At 31.8% G+C, this 19,777-nt stretch carries 16 protein-coding genes; 8 read left to right on the top strand and 8 right to left on the bottom strand.

Annotated elements, in window-relative coordinates; all coding sequences use genetic code 11:
- Positions 1-41 precede the first annotated feature (41 nt).
- The gene (locus ACTU6T_RS04845; RefSeq protein WP_460220132.1) at positions 42-1,031 is read right to left on the bottom strand and encodes a ribonucleotide-diphosphate reductase subunit beta; all 990 of its coding nucleotides are present in this window, start codon (positions 1,029-1,031) and stop codon (positions 42-44) included.
- Positions 1,032-1,728: 697 nt separating this feature from the next.
- On the opposite strand from ACTU6T_RS04845, the gene ACTU6T_RS04850 reads away from it, so the two are divergent.
- The gene (locus ACTU6T_RS04850) at positions 1,729-2,463 is read left to right on the top strand and encodes a LytR/AlgR family response regulator transcription factor (protein ID WP_460220133.1); all 735 of its coding nucleotides are present in this window, start codon (positions 1,729-1,731) and stop codon (positions 2,461-2,463) included.
- Between the two features lie 83 nt (positions 2,464-2,546).
- A complete protein-coding gene (locus ACTU6T_RS04855; protein WP_460220741.1) occupies positions 2,547-4,448 on the top strand; it encodes a tetratricopeptide repeat-containing sensor histidine kinase in 1,902 nt (633 codons plus the stop codon).
- On the opposite strand, the gene ACTU6T_RS04860 is transcribed toward ACTU6T_RS04855, so the two are convergent.
- The 3 genes from ACTU6T_RS04860 to ACTU6T_RS04870 form a co-directional block, all read right to left on the bottom strand.
- Positions 4,445-5,161, bottom strand: coding sequence for a DUF4412 domain-containing protein (locus ACTU6T_RS04860; RefSeq protein ID WP_460220134.1), 717 nt, complete (start codon positions 5,159-5,161; stop codon positions 4,445-4,447). The two genes, ACTU6T_RS04855 and ACTU6T_RS04860, sit on opposite strands and share 4 nt — an antisense overlap.
- 112 nt (positions 5,162-5,273) lie before the next feature.
- Positions 5,274-7,691: a T9SS type A sorting domain-containing protein gene (locus tag ACTU6T_RS04865; protein ID WP_460220135.1), complete on the bottom strand. Its 2,418-nt coding sequence runs from the start codon at positions 7,689-7,691 to the stop codon at positions 5,274-5,276.
- 183 nt (positions 7,692-7,874) lie between these two features.
- Complete coding sequence (locus ACTU6T_RS04870; RefSeq protein WP_460220136.1) at positions 7,875-8,930, bottom strand: class I SAM-dependent methyltransferase; 1,056 nt, start codon at positions 8,928-8,930, stop codon at positions 7,875-7,877.
- A gap of 126 nt (positions 8,931-9,056) precedes the next feature.
- On the opposite strand from ACTU6T_RS04870, the gene ACTU6T_RS04875 reads away from it, so the two are divergent.
- The 3 genes from ACTU6T_RS04875 (at position 9,057) to ACTU6T_RS04885 (ending at position 12,383) form a co-directional block, all read left to right on the top strand.
- Positions 9,057-9,605: an RNA polymerase sigma factor gene (locus ACTU6T_RS04875; protein ID WP_460220137.1), complete on the top strand. Its 549-nt coding sequence runs from the start codon at positions 9,057-9,059 to the stop codon at positions 9,603-9,605.
- 2 nt (positions 9,606-9,607) lie between these two features.
- Positions 9,608-10,318 carry a tetratricopeptide repeat protein gene (locus tag ACTU6T_RS04880; RefSeq protein ID WP_460220138.1) on the top strand — a complete coding sequence of 237 codons (711 nt, stop codon included), beginning with the start codon at positions 9,608-9,610 and terminating at the stop codon, positions 10,316-10,318.
- A gap of 73 nt (positions 10,319-10,391) precedes the next feature.
- A complete protein-coding gene (locus ACTU6T_RS04885) occupies positions 10,392-12,383 on the top strand; it encodes an autotransporter outer membrane beta-barrel domain-containing protein (protein WP_460220139.1) in 1,992 nt (663 codons plus the stop codon).
- On the opposite strand, the gene ACTU6T_RS04890 is transcribed toward ACTU6T_RS04885, so the two are convergent.
- Together ACTU6T_RS04890 and ACTU6T_RS04895 are read right to left on the bottom strand one after the other, a co-directional pair.
- Complete coding sequence (locus tag ACTU6T_RS04890) at positions 12,380-15,442, bottom strand: CHAT domain-containing protein (protein WP_460220140.1); 3,063 nt, start codon at positions 15,440-15,442, stop codon at positions 12,380-12,382. The genes ACTU6T_RS04885 and ACTU6T_RS04890 overlap by 4 nt on opposite strands.
- Positions 15,443-15,499: 57 nt before the next feature.
- Positions 15,500-16,069: a DUF3109 family protein gene (locus ACTU6T_RS04895; protein WP_460220141.1), complete on the bottom strand. Its 570-nt coding sequence runs from the start codon at positions 16,067-16,069 to the stop codon at positions 15,500-15,502.
- Between the two features lie 112 nt (positions 16,070-16,181).
- Between ACTU6T_RS04895 and ACTU6T_RS04900 the strand changes: the two genes are divergently transcribed.
- The 3 genes from ACTU6T_RS04900 to ACTU6T_RS04910 are packed head-to-tail and all read left to right on the top strand — an operon-like array spanning position 16,182 to position 17,584.
- Positions 16,182-16,769 (top strand): MarC family protein, encoded by a 588-nt coding sequence (locus tag ACTU6T_RS04900; protein ID WP_460220742.1) that lies wholly within the window; start codon positions 16,182-16,184, stop codon positions 16,767-16,769.
- 9 nt (positions 16,770-16,778) lie between these two features.
- A complete protein-coding gene (locus tag ACTU6T_RS04905) occupies positions 16,779-16,982 on the top strand; it encodes a hypothetical protein (protein ID WP_460220142.1) in 204 nt (67 codons plus the stop codon).
- Positions 16,982-17,584 (top strand): FAD-dependent oxidoreductase, encoded by a 603-nt coding sequence (locus tag ACTU6T_RS04910; RefSeq protein ID WP_460220143.1) that lies wholly within the window; start codon positions 16,982-16,984, stop codon positions 17,582-17,584. The genes ACTU6T_RS04905 and ACTU6T_RS04910 overlap by 1 nt, the downstream gene beginning before the upstream one ends.
- A gap of 6 nt (positions 17,585-17,590) precedes the next feature.
- Here ACTU6T_RS04910 and ACTU6T_RS04915 read toward each other — a convergent pair whose 3' ends face one another.
- Together ACTU6T_RS04915 and ACTU6T_RS04920 are read right to left on the bottom strand one after the other, a co-directional pair.
- A complete protein-coding gene (locus ACTU6T_RS04915) occupies positions 17,591-19,219 on the bottom strand; it encodes a S41 family peptidase (protein WP_460220144.1) in 1,629 nt (542 codons plus the stop codon).
- Positions 19,220-19,651, bottom strand: a complete 432-nt coding sequence (locus ACTU6T_RS04920; protein ID WP_460220145.1) for a deoxycytidylate deaminase — start codon at positions 19,649-19,651, stop codon at positions 19,220-19,222.
- Positions 19,652-19,777: the final 126 nt, after the last annotated feature.

Raw genomic sequence — 19,777 nt, forward strand, 5'->3', positions numbered from 1 at the left:
TAGTTGGCCAATTAAAATACTTCTGTCTTTACTGATTGGTTCTAGAAATCGAAATTATCTGAACCGAAATCGTACTTGTTTTCTTCTTCTTCTTTGTTAAGAACACCCGCTTTTTGGTATTCAGACACACGTTTTTCGAAGAAGTTAGTTTTCCCTTGTAATGAAATCATATCCATGAAATCAAAAGGATTAGCTGTATTATAAACTTTATCACACCCAAGATCAGCTAAAAGCCCATCGGTTACAAACTCAAGATATTGAGACATGAGTTTTGCATTCATTCCTATTAAACTTACAGGAAGTGATTCTGTAATAAATTCTCTTTCGATATTTAAAGCATCTACAATAATTTCTTTGATACGCTCTTTTGGTACTTTATTCACCAAATGATTTTCGTGTAAGTGTACTGCAAAATCACAGTGCATTCCTTCATCACGTGAGATTAATTCATTTGAAAAAGTTAAACCTGGCATAAGACCACGTTTTTTCAACCAAAAAATAGAACAAAATGATCCAGAAAAGAAAATCCCTTCAACTGCAGCAAAAGCAATCAATCGTTCTGCAAAACTTGGAGATTCAATCCATTTTAATGCCCAATCTGCTTTCTTCTTAATTGCAGGAAAAGTTTCAATTGCATTAAAAAGCTTTGCTTTTTCTTTTTCGTCTTTTACATACGTATCTATCAACAATGAATAAGTTTCACTATGAATGTTTTCCATCATAATTTGAAACCCATAGAAAAATTTGGCTTCACTATATTGTACTTCGTTCACAAAATTTTCAGCTAGATTTTCGTTTACAATACCATCACTTGCAGCAAAAAATGCCAAAACGTGCTTGATAAAATAGCGTTCATCATCAGTTAATTTATCTGTCCAATCTGTAATATCTTGATGTAAATCAATTTCTTCTGCAGTCCACATACTTGCTTCAGATTTTTTATACCACTCCCATAAATCATGGTGTTGGATTGGAAAAATCACGAATCTATCCTTGTTTTCTTGCAAAATTGGTTCTACAACTTGAGACATATTAATTGGTTTTTTTAATTAAAAAATTAGCTGAAAATTTTAGTGTGATTTGGGACTAACAAAGATTCAAAAATGTATGAGATATTTTAGGCTTTTTTGAGAAAGCTTTTCAACAAGTTTTTAACAATGAAGAATTCTCAAAAAAATCAAAGAAATGTTAAAAATAATTTTAACTATTTGATTATTAGGGTGTTATAAAACACAAATTACAATTAAAAGCGTAAGTATAATCTTATTAAAATCAGTGTCACCAGTGATGTTTCCTAGATAAATAGATATAGAAAAATTGAATCGAAATGAAACAAAAAAGAGAGCAGTTTCATGCTCTCTTTTTTCCCCTAATAATTAACTAAACTAACTAAAACTATTTACTAATATGAAGTCGTGTTAATTGAAATTAAGATTTAAAAAAAGTCAGGTTTGACCCTGACTTTTTTATGATTAATAGCATTTAATCAAAAAGTGAATCCCCACGATCACTCTATTTTTTTCGACATAAGTCGATTGGCCATCTTAATTTCAGTTCAAATATGACAAATTATATTCGCTTAAAAGTTTCAATTTGTATGGTTGGTTATAAAAAGTGTATAATTGGTAATTTGAAAACTAATACATAGTTTAAAACACATTACACAGGAAATCGTGCTAACTATACATAATACAAATATGATATGATTTTATGTTCTATATTTGATATATGATTAAAGCAGTAATAGTCGATGACGAACCTAAGGCCATACAAGGTCTATCTTGGGAGCTTACTAATTTTAGTAATGACATTGAGATTATCGAAACCTTTTCTAATCCCGAAGAAGCAATTCATTATTTGAATCGCAATACTCCAGATTGTTTGTTTTTAGATATTCAAATGCCAACTATGGACGGGTTTCAGTTTTTAGAAAAGCTTTCGAACAAAGACTTTGCTGTTGTTATCACTACCGCTTATGATGAATATGCTATTAAAGCCCTTAAACATGAAGCGATAGACTATCTATTAAAGCCAATAGATTCTGATGATTTACAAGATACTATTGTAAAAATTAAAAAATTTAATTCAAGACTCCTAAACTCTTCAAAGATTGAAGATGTCCTTGTAAGCTTTAATGAAAAGTATGATAAAAAGAAAATCACTATCAATACTGACGGAAAATTAATTTTCTTAGATATTGATGACATACTATTTGTAGAATCTGACGGTAATTATAGTACTATTGTAACGGCAAAACAGCAAAACATTGTCATTACCAAAAAATTAAAAGAGGTTAATGCAATCCTACCAGAACATTATTTTTTCAGGATACATAACTCTTTTATTATTAACTTAAATAAAATTAAAGAATTTATAAAGAATGAAGGTTATGTTGTTATGGAATCTAATCATAAAATTCCTGTAGCTAGACAACGTAAATCAGATTTCTTAGAAAAATTATAGTGAATTATTTCTCCCTACACATAATGCCTAGCAACAGAATTGTTTTGTTAGTGATACTACTATTAGTCTCACTAAACTCAACTATTGGAGTTGCGCAAGACGACAACACTTCATCATTTAAAACCAATCTTGAGGTTTTAAAAACTTTGAAGCCTACCAATTACAAATCTTTAGATTCATTATTTAAAAAACATTCAACAGATAGTTTAATGATGAAGAATTTGGTAAAAACGTCAAATAAATTAAACTATACAGAAGGAGAAAGCTATGGCCTCAATGCTTTAGGAGTTATTTATAGAAATGTATCTTATTACGAGCGTTCAATTGAAACTCATAAAAAAGCAAAAGCTTTGGCCGATATCACCAATAACCAAGAATTACAAGTTGTAAGTCTCAATAACATAGGTGTCGCATACCGAAGAATGGATCTTGTTAAACCTGCTTTAGATTATCATACTAAATCTCTAGACATCTCTCGATCAATAGAAACCCCTTCTGAGACAATTTCCTATAATATTGCAGTATCCCAAAATAGTATTGGTAATATTTACCTCGTGTTAGAGCAATATGATTTAGCGACTAAACAGTTTCAAAAGTCCTTAGTCATTGAAAAAAAATCTGGAAATCGTCTAGGTTTAGCGATTAACTATCAAAACATAGGTTATGCCTATGAAGCTACAGGTGATCTAGAAAATGCACTTCGGAATTATAAATTATCATTAGAATATAATGATCAAATAAATTCAAACTTAGGTCGCGTTATTTGTTATAACAGTATTGGACAGGTATATATCAAACAAAAAAAATATCCAGATGCACGAGTGATTATAGAAAAAGCATTAGAGAAAGCCCTTCAAATTGGTGATCAGTTTTATATTGCTTCTTCTTATATTAATTTGGGTTGGGCTCAAGAAAAAATGAATGAGCTTAGCTCAGCTGAAAACAATTTAAAAAAGGGACTTGATGTTGCAAAAGCCTATAGCTTAAAATCATCTATAGTTGAAGCCGATAAGCATTTATCAGATTTATATAATAGAAAAGGCAATTATCAATTAGCATTTGAACATTACAAAGAATCTGTTGAAATAGAGAAAACAATAAATAATGATCGTAACCTTCGATATGTTAATGATGTGATTATTCAATATGAAAACGAAGCTAAAAACAAAGAAATAAAAGCGCTTGCAGATGAAAACCTCATAGTGAGATCAAAGTTGGAACGCAATAAAAAAATATTTTGGTATTCTATGCTTGCTCTTGCCATTATTGGAAGTGTTTTGGTTGCTTTATATAGACATCGGCAATTACAGCAAGAAAAGCAGATTTTGACATTAGAACAAGACATGTTACGAAGTCAAATGAATCCGCATTTCATTTTCAATTCTTTAAATTCAATTAAACTATACATCATTAATAATGAGAAGGAAAATGCTGTGTATTACCTCAACAAATTCTCTAAGCTTATTAGGAAAATATTAGTGGCATCATCGGAAAAGGAAAATTCTCTGGAGGACGAATTAGACACGATGCAATTATACATGAACATTGAAAACATCAGATTTTCTAATGAAATAGACTTTGAAATAAAAATTGATAACAACATTAATACTGCCAGCATTAAAGTGCCATCACTTATATTACAACCCTTTTTAGAAAATGCACTTTGGCATGGCTTGTCTTCAAAAAAAGATGATAAGCACATCTTATTACATGTTTACCGAACAGAGGAGAATTTCATTACTATTTCGGTAACTGATAATGGTATTGGCAGAAAAGAAGCCGATAAGATTAATCAAGAAAAACTACTCAAGAGGAAATCTGTTGGTATAGCGATTACAAAAGCGCGTTTAGCCAACTTTTCCAAAGGGTATACCAACGATTATAAGATTGAAATTAAAGATTTATACGACAGAAATCAAAGCCCAATTGGGACCAAAGTTATTGTAGACATCCCTACACAATCTAGTGTTTTACAAACAGCTTAATTCCCTGCACCTAAAGCAGACATCATTGAACCATACTCTGAAGCATTTATAGAAAAATCTGTTTTTTCTAAACCAACACATTCCATTGTCATACTGTTTTTGGCCTTTTTCTTATCTACAAAAATCATTTGCATCATTAACCCGTTATCTGCATACTTTTTCATCCATGCTGGGTCAAAGCCCTTTGGAAGATTCTTTTTGTCAGCACCAAAAACTTGATTAAAACTCACTGGGACATCATCTGTGATATAGAAAGTGATTTTTACCGCATCGCTTTCACTAACAAATCCTTCACAGTCATATCCTAAAATAGATTTAGACTCAATTTTTTTGAACTCATAATTTGAAAAGTCGTCTTTTTCATTTTTAAAATCAGACGCTTTAAGTTTCGATTTTTGAACAATTTTCTTCCCCATCATTTCCATAAACATTGCTGTGACAGCAAGATCATTATCCATAACCATAAACATTTTAGTATCTCCTGCTCCTTTATTCATTTCAGCAGAATCGAAACCAAAATATTTTTTATCCTTTTTTAAGTAATAGTCAAAATTTACGTCCCCTTTTTTATGCGTCATTTTAAGCTTGTAGATATAATCAAAATCATAAGTAGAAGGCAATTCTACTTTGGAAGCTTTTTGAGAGAAACCTAATTGAAAACTCATTAAAAGAGTAAAACAAATAGCAATTGATATGATTCGTGATGTTTTCATTTTTTTGATTTTTTTTTAATATTAATTACCTGTAAACCATTAATTTATAATAATCATTACATAAAGCAAAACCTAAATGTATAGTTAGCTTTAATTGATGTGTTACCGGACATTAATCGATGATTATTTTTTTTGTTTGTACACTATTTCCGGATACTATTTTTAGAAAGTATAATCCTGATTTGATTTGACTTAGATCTAAACGTTGAGTTGATTTAGTTTTTAAAACCCTCTTTCCTAACGCATCAAAAAGTTCCAAAGAGTCCATAGGAATATTAGAAACTACATTGAGTATATCTTTTGCTGGTATTGGATAAATAGCAATCTTATTATTTAAATCAACATCAGTAGTATTTAAAACTTCTGGTTGTGGAATATACTCAGTCGCAAAATCTGTATCTATCAATTTAAAAGTATTCAGTGATGCATGAGTCCAAATACTACCTTCACTATCTATTGTTAGAGCATCTGGTCTATAATGATCTAAAGCTGGTAATACTGAATTTTCGTTTTCAATACTTGTATTGGTTAATACCGGGTTAGCATCTGTTGGGTTTTCTATGGTAGTAATTGAAGCACTATCATTATTAAGCAAATAGGCTTTCCCATTAGTATCTACAACGATGTCTACCACATAATACAATTCTGGATGGTCAGCATTCAAAAAGGGATAAAAAACGCCATTTTCTTGATATACAGCTCCTAAAGTGCCAATAAACCATACTCCTCCATTTGGTGCAGCAACCACTTTACGTAAGGTACTTAAGCCTCCAATAGAAGACACGTCGTATGTGGTAGTCGTCAATGTAGTTGTATCAAATTTTTTAATTTCTATACCATTATAGCTTCTTATAAACCAAACATCTCCATTATCATCAGCCGCAAAATAATACGCGTTAAGATACCAATCTTCATCTAAGTCATATGTATGTACTAATGCATCATCTTTGTAAGCTTCAATTTTTTTACCTCCTCTATTATAAATCCAAATTTGATCTGACACACGTTTCATATCATTGGCTTCATTATAATTTACCTGAATAGAATTTGCATTTGGGAAATCTATTTTTCGCAGCTCATTTGGGCTACCCCCTCTAACAATGGCTTTATTATCAGTATCTATTGCTGCAGATTTATAGCCTATATTTTCAATAAGAATAGATTGATGATTATCGTCAGTATCCCTATATACCACAATATCATCGTAGCCATTAAACCACCAAACACCACCATTATCATCTGGTAGAACATTTGTAAACCGTCTATTCATTCTTTGAGATAAATTACTTTCAGCATTATCATTTCTCCCAAACCAATCACCATCATTATTAATGATCACTTCATAATTAGAATTGCTGCTAGATGAAAAATCTACGGTTGTAAAATAAAATTGATTGTTCCTGAAATATATCTCACTCGGTACATACGTTACAGGAACACCTAGCCCTATTAAATCTCCATTAGTTATAGTATTCCATGTTTCATTATTAGAAGGGAAGTCTAATCTATATAGAGAGGAGCTAGTATTTGCCGCTGCCCAAATCGTTCCTAAGTCATCAATAGCTAAAGTTTCAAATGAATGGTTTAACGTAGCATTATTTTCTCTTTCTAATTGATACAATTCATAAGTATCATTAACAACATCAAACTTTACAATACCACCATTTCCACTTACACTTTGCGTTAGCCATAAATCACCATTCGAATCAAATTGAAGGTCACTTACACGATCAAAGGGTAGACTCGGTGTAGTGTTACTGTCATAACTTGTTACTGGCAATGGAGGTGATACATAATTAGATACATCTATTTTATGCAATCCATTAATACTGCCTAAGTACAAATTATCCTGATTATAAATTAAGTTCGCAGAGTTTATTTGAATAGTTGTTCCTTGAATATCAGTAATATTTGCAACAAACGATAGTGAATTCCCATCAAATGTATACAAAAATCTGTCTGATGAATTAAAAGCCAAAATCCAAGTTAAACCCCTATCAGAATCATAAACAAATAATTGAGGGAATCTATTATTTGGAAAATCAATGAGAGTAAACGTTTTTGACACTCTATCATATACATGAGTAATAGGACCAATACTTCCATTAACAGACTGAATAATAATTTTCCCATCTGGCAACACCAATCCATTTTGAACCTTTCCAGCATTAGTCCAATCGCCCTGTGCATTAAAGGTTGGTATCGCAATATTTGGAATATTTTCCCAAGTACCATCAGTATTTCTTATTGACAAACCTTTGCTTGTAACAAACATTTCGTCTTGGTTAAAATGATTAGGCAACATACGCTCAACACGTCTATCATTTAATCCATAGCTACGCTCAACAACACCTAGGTTTTCAATACCATCACAAAACGTGAGTTTTCCAGCTGCTTCTGGTATTGTGTTTCCGCATTGATTAGGATAAAATGAAACTTTAGTCCCTGTTAAAAAAGTTTCGGCTTTTGTAATTTGTGCTTCTGCTATTATTGAGAGTAATAATATTAATATGAGTAGTTTTGTCTTCATAATAAAGAAAGTATTGATTAATAGTTTTTTATTTGATAAATTAATTTGTGTAACAATTTTAAAAAAGTAGTCATACTCTAATTGTTTTTAGGTTTCTCTGCAAAGAGTAAAACTATCTAAGCTATTTAAATAAGAGTATGACATATGTTTCAAATGATTTAATACATGTAACATGAGGCTTTTTTAAGGTCTTGCTTCTAGAATTAAATTAAAAGGAGTTTCGGTTGCACGTTTAAATTTTGAAAAACCGCCTTTTAAGATGACATCCTTTAGCTGTTTTTCACCAGCTTGAGCACCTAGTGCTAATCCTACTTCTTGATTTAAAGAACATGGTGTACACAACATTGTTGAAAAGGCATAAAATGCTCTTCCAACCGGGTTTAAGTTTTCTTCTAGAGTATCTTTTGCAAATGGTTCTACAATCATACATGTTCCGTCTGGTTTTAAAACAGATTTCGCATGCGCACAAGCGCCAACAGGATCTCCCATATCATGTAAGCAATCAAAAAATGTAATAAAATCGTAATCGTTTCCTGGAAAATCTTTTGCTGTTGAGACTTCAAAAGAAACATTAGTAACACCTGCAGTTTTAGCTCTTTCATTTGCCTGTTCTATAGACGGTTTATGATAGTCAAAACCTATAAAAGTAGATTTTGGAAATGCTTTTGCCATAATAATTGTAGACGCTGCATGACCACAACCAATATCAGCTACTTTTGCACCTTTTTCTAATTTTTCAACAACACCATCCATTGCAGGTAGCCAATTAGAAATTAAGTTCCCTTCATAGGATGGACTAAAAAACTTCTCCGTTCCGCAGAATAAACATGAATTATGATCTCCCCAAGAAACACCTTCACCAGTTTTAAACGCTTTTTCTATTTTAGGTTCATCATGATAAACTGAAGAAATGGCATAAAATGCACCTGTCATAAATACAGGGCTTTGCCTGTTTCCAAACACCATAGACTGCTCTGGTGTCATAAAGAATTTCTCAGTAGAAGCATCATATTGAACATAACCTGAAGCGGCTTGAGCCGACAACCATTCTCTAATATAACGTTCTGCTGTATTCGTTTTAACGGCCAACTCATGAGATGTTAAATGACCTAACTCTGACAGCGTGGTATACAACCCTAGCTTATCTCCAATTGTTACTAATGGCCCATTGGCTGCTGCTCCCATTTCGGTTACTACCTTACCTAGCAAGTCGTGTAATTTGTCTTCATTTAACTCCATGATTTTTTGATTTTATTGGTTAATAATCTACTTATTAGTATGCTGTTTTTTAAAAGGTAAACATGCTACCTAAGTTTTTTATATTTTTACTATTCATGTTTACTTCAAAAAGAATCCAACACTAATATGACAGACATTGCTGTTATTCAAGCCCTAAAAAACAGAGATCAAAATGCTCTAAAACATATCTATTCAAACAATAGATTGGCTTTTATGACCTTTGCAAAAAAATATCCTATTGCAGAAGAAGATATTATCGATATTTATCAAGATGCGATTATTGCCTTAAGAAATAATGCTGTAAATGGGACTATTGACAATCTAAAAAGTGAATTAAAAACGTATTTATTTAGCATTGGTAAGTATATGATTTATGACAAATTAAGACAGCAAAAAAAAATGCATTTAGTTGAAGACACCTCTCATTTTGTTAAAAATGAAACGGAATTTGTTTTTGATACTGAAACTAATGAATTAACTAGTAGGCAAAAGCAATTACAAGTAGCTTTTAAAGCATTAGGACAAAAGTGTAAAGATGTATTAACCCTATTCTATTATAGAGGTTTCGATCTTGAAGAAATTATGAACGAATTAAACTATACAAATAAAGACGTTGTAAAAAGTCAGAAATCACGTTGCATAAAATCACTAAAAATGATGATTTTAAAAAACTAGTTATGGACAAAAAAGAATTAATAGCACATTATTTCCTCAAAGCACTTTCCAAGGAAGCACAGAAAGAGTTTGATTACCTTATGTCTACTGATACTGAATTTGCTAAAGAAGTAACATTTCAGAAGGATTTAAAAGCTGCCATAGAAAAAGAAGAATATGATACTGTAAAGCAGCAATTGAAAGATTTTGAAGCCGAAGAACACTTAGGTTTTAATTACAAAAAATGGTTGGTCGCAGCAACCGTAGTTGTATTATTAGGATTATCGAGTTTCTGGTATTTTAGTGCTATTGATACAGAAAAACTCTATGCTGAAAATTTTAAACCTTATCGAAACGTCGTACAACCTATAGTTAGAGGAGAATCTAATACCGATGTAAAGACAAAAGCATTTACTGCTTATGAAACTAAAAAATATACTGAAGCTCTCGATTATTTTGATAAAATGTTAAAAGAAAACCCCAATGAAACTATTGCATTTTATAAAGCCAATGTATTACTAAAGCTTAATAAAACTGAAGAAGCCATTTCTATTTTGAAGACTAATCTAAAAACGCCCGATAGTCTTGATGCAAAAAACACTTGGTATCTTGCTTTAGCAGAATTGCGGCTTAATAACATTAAAAATGCAAAAGACCGATTAACTCAATTAATTAATTCTGAGGATACGTTTAAAAAAAGTGAAGCAAAAAAACTACTTAAAATTTTAAAATAATACGCTACTAATGTTTACTTCTTTCTTTTAGTCATACAAATTAGAACAAGAGTTCTAATTTAAGTACAGAAAGATGAAAAAAATTGTGTTCACTCTATTAGTTATTTTAAATCTAACCTCTATTCATGCTCAGGTAGGTATTGGTACAACAACTCCAGATGCAACATCTATTTTAGATATCAATGCAAATGATAAAGGTGTTTTGGTTCCACGTATTAATTTAGTAGATGTTACAAATTTAACTACACCTATTAATTCTCCCGCTACTGGTTTATTAATTTGGAATACAAATGCGATAGTATCCGGAGGAAATGGAACAGGGTTTTATTTCTTTAATGGAGCACAATGGACACCACTTACACAAGTAGCCATGGAAGATCACGATTTTTATGAGGAAGGAACAACTAATGCTCCTGATGATATAAATAACGACATTTACACCTTTGGAAATGTAGCAATTGGGAAGAATAATGCTGTTTTTAATATAGATATAGTTGAAAACGCAAACACGAGAACAATAAACCTTGATAATACAACAACATCAGGAGTTATCTCGGGAATATTCAATACTGTAAGTGGTAACATGACGACTGCAGAACAGCAAAGAGGTCTTTACAATCTAATAGCTGGCACAGGCAATAATACTAAAACTGGGGTTTATAATAACATTACAGGCTCAGGAAGTTCAAGTAATAGACATGGCACTTATAACTCATTGAGTACAAATAGCGATACAAGTGACCATGGTACATATAATAACATTACAAGCTCAAGTATTTCCAATAATTATGGTAAATATGGGACATACAACTCAATAAATAATGGCGGCACATCTGATAATTATGGGGTTTATAATGTTTTAAATGGATCTTCAACAAGATCTCAAACCGGAACATTTAATTGGGTAATCAACTCCTCACCTAGTAATAGTTCAAGCAACTATGGTGTTCGTAATATTATGCAACTTAGCGGGCCAGGATCACAATATGGTATTCATAATGATTTAAGTCCTGCTTCTGGAACTGGACTAAAAATTGGAATTCGAAATGTAATAGATTCATCTAATGATGCACCAAGAACTGGTATTATCAATTATTTTAATGGAACTGGGAACGGAAATCATGTAGGACTATCTAATTCCCTTCTAGGATCTGGAACTGGAAATAAAACAGGAATTTCAACCTATATTGACCCTGCATCTGGAGGCACTCACTTTGGGTTATATTCAACAGTATCAAAAGCAGGGAGTTTTTCTGGATATTTTATAGGAGATGTTGCCATAGGCACACTGGCTTACAATGTAGCATCTCCTGATTATTATATTTTACCATCATCTAGAGGCACTAATAATCAAATCATGCAAACTGATGGCTCCGGAAATGTGAATTGGGTAGATCCATCAACTTCATTTTGGTCAAGAACTGGAACCAATTTAGATGTAGCAACTGCTGGTGATAACATCAGCTTTTCTAGTGATCAAACCAGCATAACATTCCCTCAAACTACTGGAACACCAAGTCCAATGGTTTACATGTTTGATGGAGGCTCAAGTAATTCTAATAGAATGGTGTTTTCGCATTCAAATACATATACCGATTGGGGATTACAATACAGAGATAGTGACGATTCATTTCGATTTTTAGGTGGCGGCACAGAAAGAGTCAGCATCAACTTAGGAACAGGAAGTCCATTAATTGTCAATGGAAATGCAGAAGCTACAAGCTTTATTTCAGCAACAACTACCTATCCAGATTATGTGTTTGAAGCATACTTTGATGGCGTATCAAAATTAAAAAGCAGTTATACATTTAAAAACTTAGAAGAGATAGAAAACTTTATTATCAAAAATAGACACTTACCAGGTGTATCATCTTATAGTGCAATAGCAGAAAATAGCATGACTATCAATCTTGCAGAAACTACATTAATTAATCTCGAAAAAATTGAAGAACTTTTTCTTTATAGCATAGAACTTAAGAAGGAAAACACTAAACTAAAAGAACATCAAAAGACATTAGAGAAACGCTTAAAAAAAATTGAAGATCTAGTTTTGAAAATGGATTAAATATTTTTTTTAATACGGTATTTATACAAAAAAAATAGTATTAGAAAGCTTCCAACTAAAATATAATAGAATGTGTTCGAAGTGTCTTTTAAAGGCGAAACATCTCCTGAAATCACAAATCCAGACCAATAAAAAGGATGTTTTAATGTCTCATCATCTGTAGTATTTAAATAGTCTATTTTAGCATTTTTAAGCGCTTCATCCTTTGAATTCCCTGCTTTTAAATGTTTGTAAAATGACTCCATGAGTTTAGCTGTCTCTTGATCAGGAACTTTCCATAAACTCATAACTGTACATCTCACTCCAGAATACTTAAATGCTCTAGACATGCTCATAACACCTTCGCTCTTTTCTAACTTGCCAAAACCAGTTTCACAAGCACTCAAAACTGCTAAATCAGCATTAATTGGCAAAGTATAAATATCTGAAGCTGTAAGCACAGAATCTTGAGCAAAAAACAACTTGCTATACAGTGGATTAGTTTTATCTATTTCAGCATGTGTAGCTAAATGCAAAATGGAAGCGTTTTGAATAGATTTTTTGAAATTTACTACTGTTGCTTGATCGCCTAAAAATATATCACCATTCATCAATTTTGCTACAGATTCTATTTCTTCTTTACTCGATGTAAGCGTGTTATTTGCCTCGAAATCTGGTGCGAAACCAATCCAATTGGTAGTGAATTTAAAGTCAAATAAATCATCTTGCTGTGCTTTCAATAAACTTGCCGAACCCGAATAGCAAATAATATAATCTTCAACCATAAAAGTATCGTCTTTAATTAGTGCCTCAAATGGTAAGTGGTTGAGTTCTTTATCTGGAATAAAAATTAATCGCTTTGTTTTAATATTTAAATCGTTTAGTAATAAATTGTATAAATCTTTTGATTCTTGAGTAATGTCCTTTCTTTCATTTAAGCGAGCCCTAAATGAATTCAAAACAGACACTATGTGTCGAGCTTTGGGAAGTGCAATAAAACTAATTTCAGATTTAGATATTGTAAACACATAGACTTGATTTTTAGCTAAAAAATACTCTATAATTGTTTCACCATCTTTTAAAATCGTATTTTGAAGTTCATTAATACCAATACCTTTCTCACTATATTTTAACTGATAATACTTTGGATACTCTGTTTCAATTTTTATAAAAAGACTATCTAATCTAGATCTACAAATAATCTGTTCACTCAACAATTCGTCTAAATACTCCTCGTCTGGTTTGTCTGCATTCTCTTCATAATAAATTTCCTTTTTTAAGCGTGCTAACTCGTGATTTAGTTTGTTCTCTTTTAATAATAAAGCCTGAGGAACATTCGCCATTTTTTTGAATCGAACATCCTGTATTCCAGTAACGAGAGCATTACTTCTATTGAGTTCAGATAACACAAAAGCTTTTTTTACATACTCAAAATCATCTGTTGAATTGTATAATACATATGAAGCTTCAATAGCTTTTTCCACAAAATCATTCATACTGTTGCTCACATAAATACGTGATTTACTACTTGGGAAATCTTTTTTAATTTTGAATATTACCTCAATCGCTTCATCAATATTTTGGATGCATTTTTTAAGAAGTCTAGTGTCTTTTGCTTTATAATAATCATCTAAAGCGATATCAAACTCTAATGTTAATGCATCTAAACCATAAAATAAATTAGAATCTGAAGCATTAACTTTTATAAGGTCTATAATTTGTAATGCGTTTTGCTGTTCTCCTTTTTTAAAATAATTTTCAGCTTCAAGTACTAATATGCTTAAATGTGTTTCGTGATAATCCCCATAAGCATTTATAAATTTTTCTTTAGCTGCATTTAACGTAGCTATAGCCAAATCATGTTGATTAGTTTCCATATAAATAGTTCCTAGCCCCATTTCGGCATAAGCTTGTATCAAATTATTTTTAATAGATTTTGCAATAGTAATGGCTTCGTTATAATTGTTTTCAGCTTCAACAAAATGCTTAAGTTCTATTTGGCTTTCAGAAATAGACAATAAACTCTCGGCAGTCCATCTATGATTATTTCCGTAGGTTTTTCGCCTTATTTTAAGAGCCTTTTTTACGTATTCGATACTCTTTTTATAATCCCCTTTCAATTCAAAAATATTAGAATAGGCTATGTAAACAAAACTGGTGTTTGGACTATCTTCTCCATATCTTTTATTAGCAATTTGCAAAGCTTTTTCGGCAAACTCTTCTGCTTTTTCAAGATCATTCTTTTTAAAATAAGTGTTCGTTAATGCTACATAAATATCTGAGAGAAACCCAACCTCTTCTCCTCTATCTAATAAATCATGCTGTGCTGCTTTATTATAAAACTCAATGGCTTTATCATAATCCCCTAAATCTTCTTGTACAATTCCAATATTATATGTTGTTATAGCAAGCTGATAATTGTCTGCATTTATATCTGTCTTTATCTTATAGGATGCATTATAATAATAAGACGTACTATCTAATTGATCTTTAAAATAAAACCCAACTCCTATGATATTCAATAATGCAGCTTTACGTTCTTGATTTTTATTAGCATTGAAAGACATTGCTTTTTTTGCTGAAACAATTGATGCGTCATAATTACCTAAGTCTATTTCTACACGACTTTTAATTTGATACGCATTAGCCAGAGTTGCTTTTGATTCTGTTGATTCTTTTATACTACTAATTAACGAATCGATAACACTATATGCTAGTTCAAATTCTCCAAGAAGCTTTAAATTCAATGCTTTACTAGACATTAATTCGCCATAAATACTATCGTTATTAATCGAATTATTCTTTAAATAATTTAAGGCCATTGCGTCATTATCTAAAGCTGATCTATAATCATTTTGAAGACTTTTAATTTTTGAGATATAAGATAAACAATACACAGTATTTAAACCGTCTTGCTGATTTTGAAATTGCTGCTTCGCCAATTGAAAATTTACTAAAGCTTGTTGATAGTTTTCAGCTTCGTAATGTTTTAAAGCTGTGTTATAAAGAGACTGATTGCTTTGCGCGAAACACACAGTCATTTGGCTTAAAAACAACAATACTGTAAACCTGATTCTCATTTAGTTATAATATTTATTAAATATACTAAATGATGCCCTTAAAAATTAAAGAATAAATTAACGATTAAATTTCTCAGCTACTTTTTCTAGTTCTGTATACCAATCTTCACCAAACTTCCTAATGAGTGCTTCTTTTACAAACTTGTAAACAGGGACTTGTAATTCTTTTCCTAATGTACAAGCATCATCACAAATTTCCCACTTGTCATAATTAACAGCAGAGAATTCAGAATAATCTTTAACTCTAATTGGATATAAATGGCAAGAAACGGGTTTTTTCCATGACACTTCACCTTGATTATAAGCTTCTTCTATACCACATAAGGCTGTTTTTTTATCGTCAAAAATAACATACGCACAATCTGCGCCATTAATCAAAGGGGTCTCATAATCTCCAAAATCTGTAGTGATATGCATTCCTTGTTCTTCAATTGCTATAATACCCTCTTTGCGCAAAAAAGGTTTCACCTTAGGATATATCTCTTTGAGGATTTGCACTTCTTCAGCGTCTAATGGCGCTCCAGCATCACCATCAATACAACAAGCTCCTTTGCATGCCGATAAATTGCACACAAAGTCCTTATCAATGATATCTTCTGAAACTATAGTTTTACCTAATTGAAACATGCTTTTTTATGATGAAAAAACCGATAACAAAAGTAATTAAACTTTACGATTATTTAATGTTATAAATCTGTAATAAAGCACTACTTTTGGCGAAAATTTAAAGCTCATGGACATTCAGTTAAATATAAAAGAGATTATTACGGCATTTATGATCTTATTTGCTGTAATTGACATTATTGGAAACATTCCTATTATTATCGACTTACGAAAAAAAGTAGGTCATATACAAAGTGAGAAAGCCTCTATTATTGCAGGTATAATTATGGTGTTCTTTTTATTCCTTGGGAAGACTATTTTATCCTTTTTAGGTGTAGGTGTTAACTCCTTTGCCGTAGCAGGTGCATTCATTTTATTTTTTATAGCCTTAGAAATGATTTTAGGGATTACTCTATATAAGCAAGACGAAAATGCATCGATGACCGCTTCTGTATTTCCTTTAGCTTTTCCATTAATTGCTGGACCAGGAAGTTTAACAACCTTACTGTCACTTAGAGCGGAATTTAGAATTGAAAATATCATTATAGCAGTAATACTAAATGTTATCATTATCTTTATCGTATTAAAAACCTCATCCAGAATTGAACGTATTATTGGACAAAATGGCATCAATATCATACGTAAAGTGTTTGGTGTTATTCTTTTAGCAATTGCTGTGAAGTTATTTGCTCATAACATCAAAGCCCTTTTTGAACTGGCTTAATCTATAGAGATGAAATATTTTACCATTATAGCAACAATCATAGCAATCGCACTTATCATTAATAATGCAAGAATGCTCAACTTTAACAACTTATTTGAAGGGGAAAGTATTATTGCATTGATTACCATTTTAGCCTCACTTTGTGTGATTATACTATTACAAGTTTTGCGTTTATCAAAACGCGTAGACCAAAAGCTTAAAGATCGTAATTAATGTACGATGCATTTATAATTGGTGCTGGTGCAGCTGGAATGTCTTGTGCTTTAGTTTTGGGATCTGCCAAACCCAAACCTTATGCTCAAAATAAACGTATAGCTATAGTAACACATCAGCGTTCATCACATTTACAAAACGCCTTATTTAATAATGTTCTAGGCTTAACGCCTGGCACTTTAGGAGCTGATATTCTAGAAAGTGGTAAAGCACAGCTCAATGATTTATATCCGCATGTAGACCAAATAGATCAGGAAAAGGTTAAATCTGTAAGATCATCTAAAGAAGGATTTACCATTATTACGAATAAAAATGTTTACAATGCTAAAGTTGTAGTTGTGGCTGTAGGTTATACAAATTTGATTACTATAAAAGGTTTGAAGCCTTATATTGAACCTCATCCAAGAGCTATTAAAGACAAAGATCGTATTTGGTTAAAAAATGACAATCACTTAGTTGCAGAAGGACTATATGTAGCAGGTACGTTAGCGGGATGGCGAAGTCAGTTTTCTATTGCATCAGGAAGTGGAGCACAAGTCGCTACAGATATTCTAACACTTTGGAATGATGGAAAACATACTAAGGTACATGATAAAGTTTGAAAAACTCTAGTTATTATCTTCTGAAAAGTTTACTTCAAAATCATTACCGCCTTTACTTAAAAGAATGACTTCTTCAATCATATCGTCGGTTTCGTTTAAGATTTTTTCAGCTATATTGGTTCCGTAAAGCTGTTCTGCTAGTTCCGATTTAATTAAGCGTTGCATTTGGTTGTAGTAGGCTACAAAAGTGATACTTGTGCTTTCTTTAAGATTTACAAAATCCTGAAATTTCACGACAATATCATCACTCACTTCAAAATTAGCCACAAAATCATTTGCTTCTACGCCTTCATAGATACTTCTGTCTTTATCTAATTCTTCGAATACAAAATTGCTAATGTATTCTCGACGTTTCAGATAATTAAGTGTTTCGTTCTGAACACTTGTATTTAACGGCACAAAAATATCGGGAATAATCCCTCCTCCTCCATACACGATTTTTCCTTCTGGCGTTCTAAACTTTAATGAATCGGCAATATCAATACTTTCAGCATTTTCAAGTTCACCACTACTTAATCGTTTGTAATAATCGTTGTAATAATCATTGCTTCTACCATTATCATAAGGCCTTTGAATGGATCGACCTGTTGGTGTATAGTATCGTGACACTGTTAATCGAACAGCACTTCCATCACCTAAGGACATTTCGCGTTGCACCAAGCCTTTACCATAACTTCTACGACCAATTATGGTTCCCTTATCATTGTCTTGTAATGCTCCAGCTACAATTTCACTTGCCGAAGCAGAACTTTCATTTATTAATATATAGATGTCACCATCTTCAAAATCACCGCGTCTAGTTGCATATCTTTTTTCTACTTTTCCTGTTTTATTTTTAGTGAATAGTATCAACTTATTGTCTTCTAAAAACTCATCAACAATTTGTTGCGCAACATCTAAAAATCCACCAGGATTATCACGTAAATCTAATGCCAACTGGGTTGCACCTTGGTCTTGAAGTTGATCCAGAGCTCTTTTAAACTCTTTATATGTAGATTCTGCAAAGCGATTAATTTTGATGTAACCTAAATTATCGGTTAGCATATAGGCAGCATCAACACTTTTAATAGGAACAATATCTCGCTTCACTTTAAATTCTAGTAATTCATCTTCTCCTTTCCTATAAATTGATAGCTTGACTTTAGATCCTTTTTCACCTTTTAATTTGGCGATAATATCAGCATTACTCCATTCTCTTCCAAAGATAGAATCTCCATTAGCCATTAGAATACGATCTCCAGCCCTAATTCCTGCTCTTTCACTTGGCCCTCCTTCAATGGTTCTAATCACCGTTATAGTATCATTATAGGTGTAAAAATTAACACCTAAACCTATAAAATCGCCCTTCATATTATTGGTAACGCGTTCTAATTCACTCTTAGGAATATAGGTAGAATGCGGATCGAGATTGTCTAATATACCATTGACAGTAACATCAACAATACTATCGGTATTAATGTCATCAACATATTCATAATCGATATAATCTATAAGTCGATTGAGTTTGTCTTTTTTGCTATTTGAAGTGAATAGTCGATCAGAAGTATCAGAAAAGTTAAGCTTACCACCAATAAAAACGCCTGTTGCAATTGCAATGCCTATAATTAGTGGTATGTATTTTTTATCTAATGCCATTTATACCGAAACATCTTCTATTAATTCTAATGAGATCCCTGCTTTTTCCAAAAACTCTATTCCAGAACAATCCTTATAAGCTTCATGATATACTACTCTAACAATACCTGCTTGATGAATGAGCTTACTACACTCTTTACACGGAGACAAGGTAATATATAAGGTAGCTCCTTTACATGATTGCGTAGAAGATGCTACTTTTAAAATAGCATTGGCTTCGGCATGCAATACATACCATTTTGTATACCCTTCATCGTCTTCGCAATAATTTTCAAACCCAGTAGGTGTACCATTATACCCATCAGAAATAATCATTCTATCTCTAACTATTAAAGCGCCTACTTGCTTCCGTTTACAATGCGATAGCTTTCCCCATTCTTTGGCTATTCTTAGATAGGCTTTATCGTATCGTAATTGCTTTTGTTCTGACATGTATCGGTTTTCTGTATTTAATATTCCTGCGGAAATGCCTAATCAACCATAAAAGCTGATTTCAAATGTAATAATTATTAAAAATGTTTTAGTTGTTTTAAGACTTTGATAACGTTAAATTTTTAC

Source organism: Psychroserpens citreus (assembly GCF_055686305.1).

Coding starts and splice junctions, on each gene's coding strand:
- ACTU6T_RS04845 (WP_460220132.1), bottom strand. CDS start 1,031: ATGTCTCAAGTTGTAGAACCAATTTTGCAAGAAAACAAGGATAGATTC.
- ACTU6T_RS04850 (WP_460220133.1), top strand. CDS start 1,729: ATGATTAAAGCAGTAATAGTCGATGACGAACCTAAGGCCATACAAGGT.
- ACTU6T_RS04860 (WP_460220134.1), bottom strand. CDS start 5,161: ATGAAAACATCACGAATCATATCAATTGCTATTTGTTTTACTCTTTTA.
- ACTU6T_RS04865 (WP_460220135.1), bottom strand. CDS start 7,691: ATGAAGACAAAACTACTCATATTAATATTATTACTCTCAATAATAGCA.
- ACTU6T_RS04870 (WP_460220136.1), bottom strand. CDS start 8,930: ATGGAGTTAAATGAAGACAAATTACACGACTTGCTAGGTAAGGTAGTA.
- ACTU6T_RS04875 (WP_460220137.1), top strand. CDS start 9,057: ATGACAGACATTGCTGTTATTCAAGCCCTAAAAAACAGAGATCAAAAT.
- ACTU6T_RS04880 (WP_460220138.1), top strand. CDS start 9,608: ATGGACAAAAAAGAATTAATAGCACATTATTTCCTCAAAGCACTTTCC.
- ACTU6T_RS04885 (WP_460220139.1), top strand. CDS start 10,392: ATGAAAAAAATTGTGTTCACTCTATTAGTTATTTTAAATCTAACCTCT.
- ACTU6T_RS04890 (WP_460220140.1), bottom strand. CDS start 15,442: ATGAGAATCAGGTTTACAGTATTGTTGTTTTTAAGCCAAATGACTGTG.
- ACTU6T_RS04895 (WP_460220141.1), bottom strand. CDS start 16,069: ATGTTTCAATTAGGTAAAACTATAGTTTCAGAAGATATCATTGATAAG.
- ACTU6T_RS04905 (WP_460220142.1), top strand. CDS start 16,779: ATGAAATATTTTACCATTATAGCAACAATCATAGCAATCGCACTTATC.
- ACTU6T_RS04910 (WP_460220143.1), top strand. CDS start 16,982: ATGTACGATGCATTTATAATTGGTGCTGGTGCAGCTGGAATGTCTTGT.
- ACTU6T_RS04915 (WP_460220144.1), bottom strand. CDS start 19,219: ATGGCATTAGATAAAAAATACATACCACTAATTATAGGCATTGCAATT.
- ACTU6T_RS04920 (WP_460220145.1), bottom strand. CDS start 19,651: ATGTCAGAACAAAAGCAATTACGATACGATAAAGCCTATCTAAGAATA.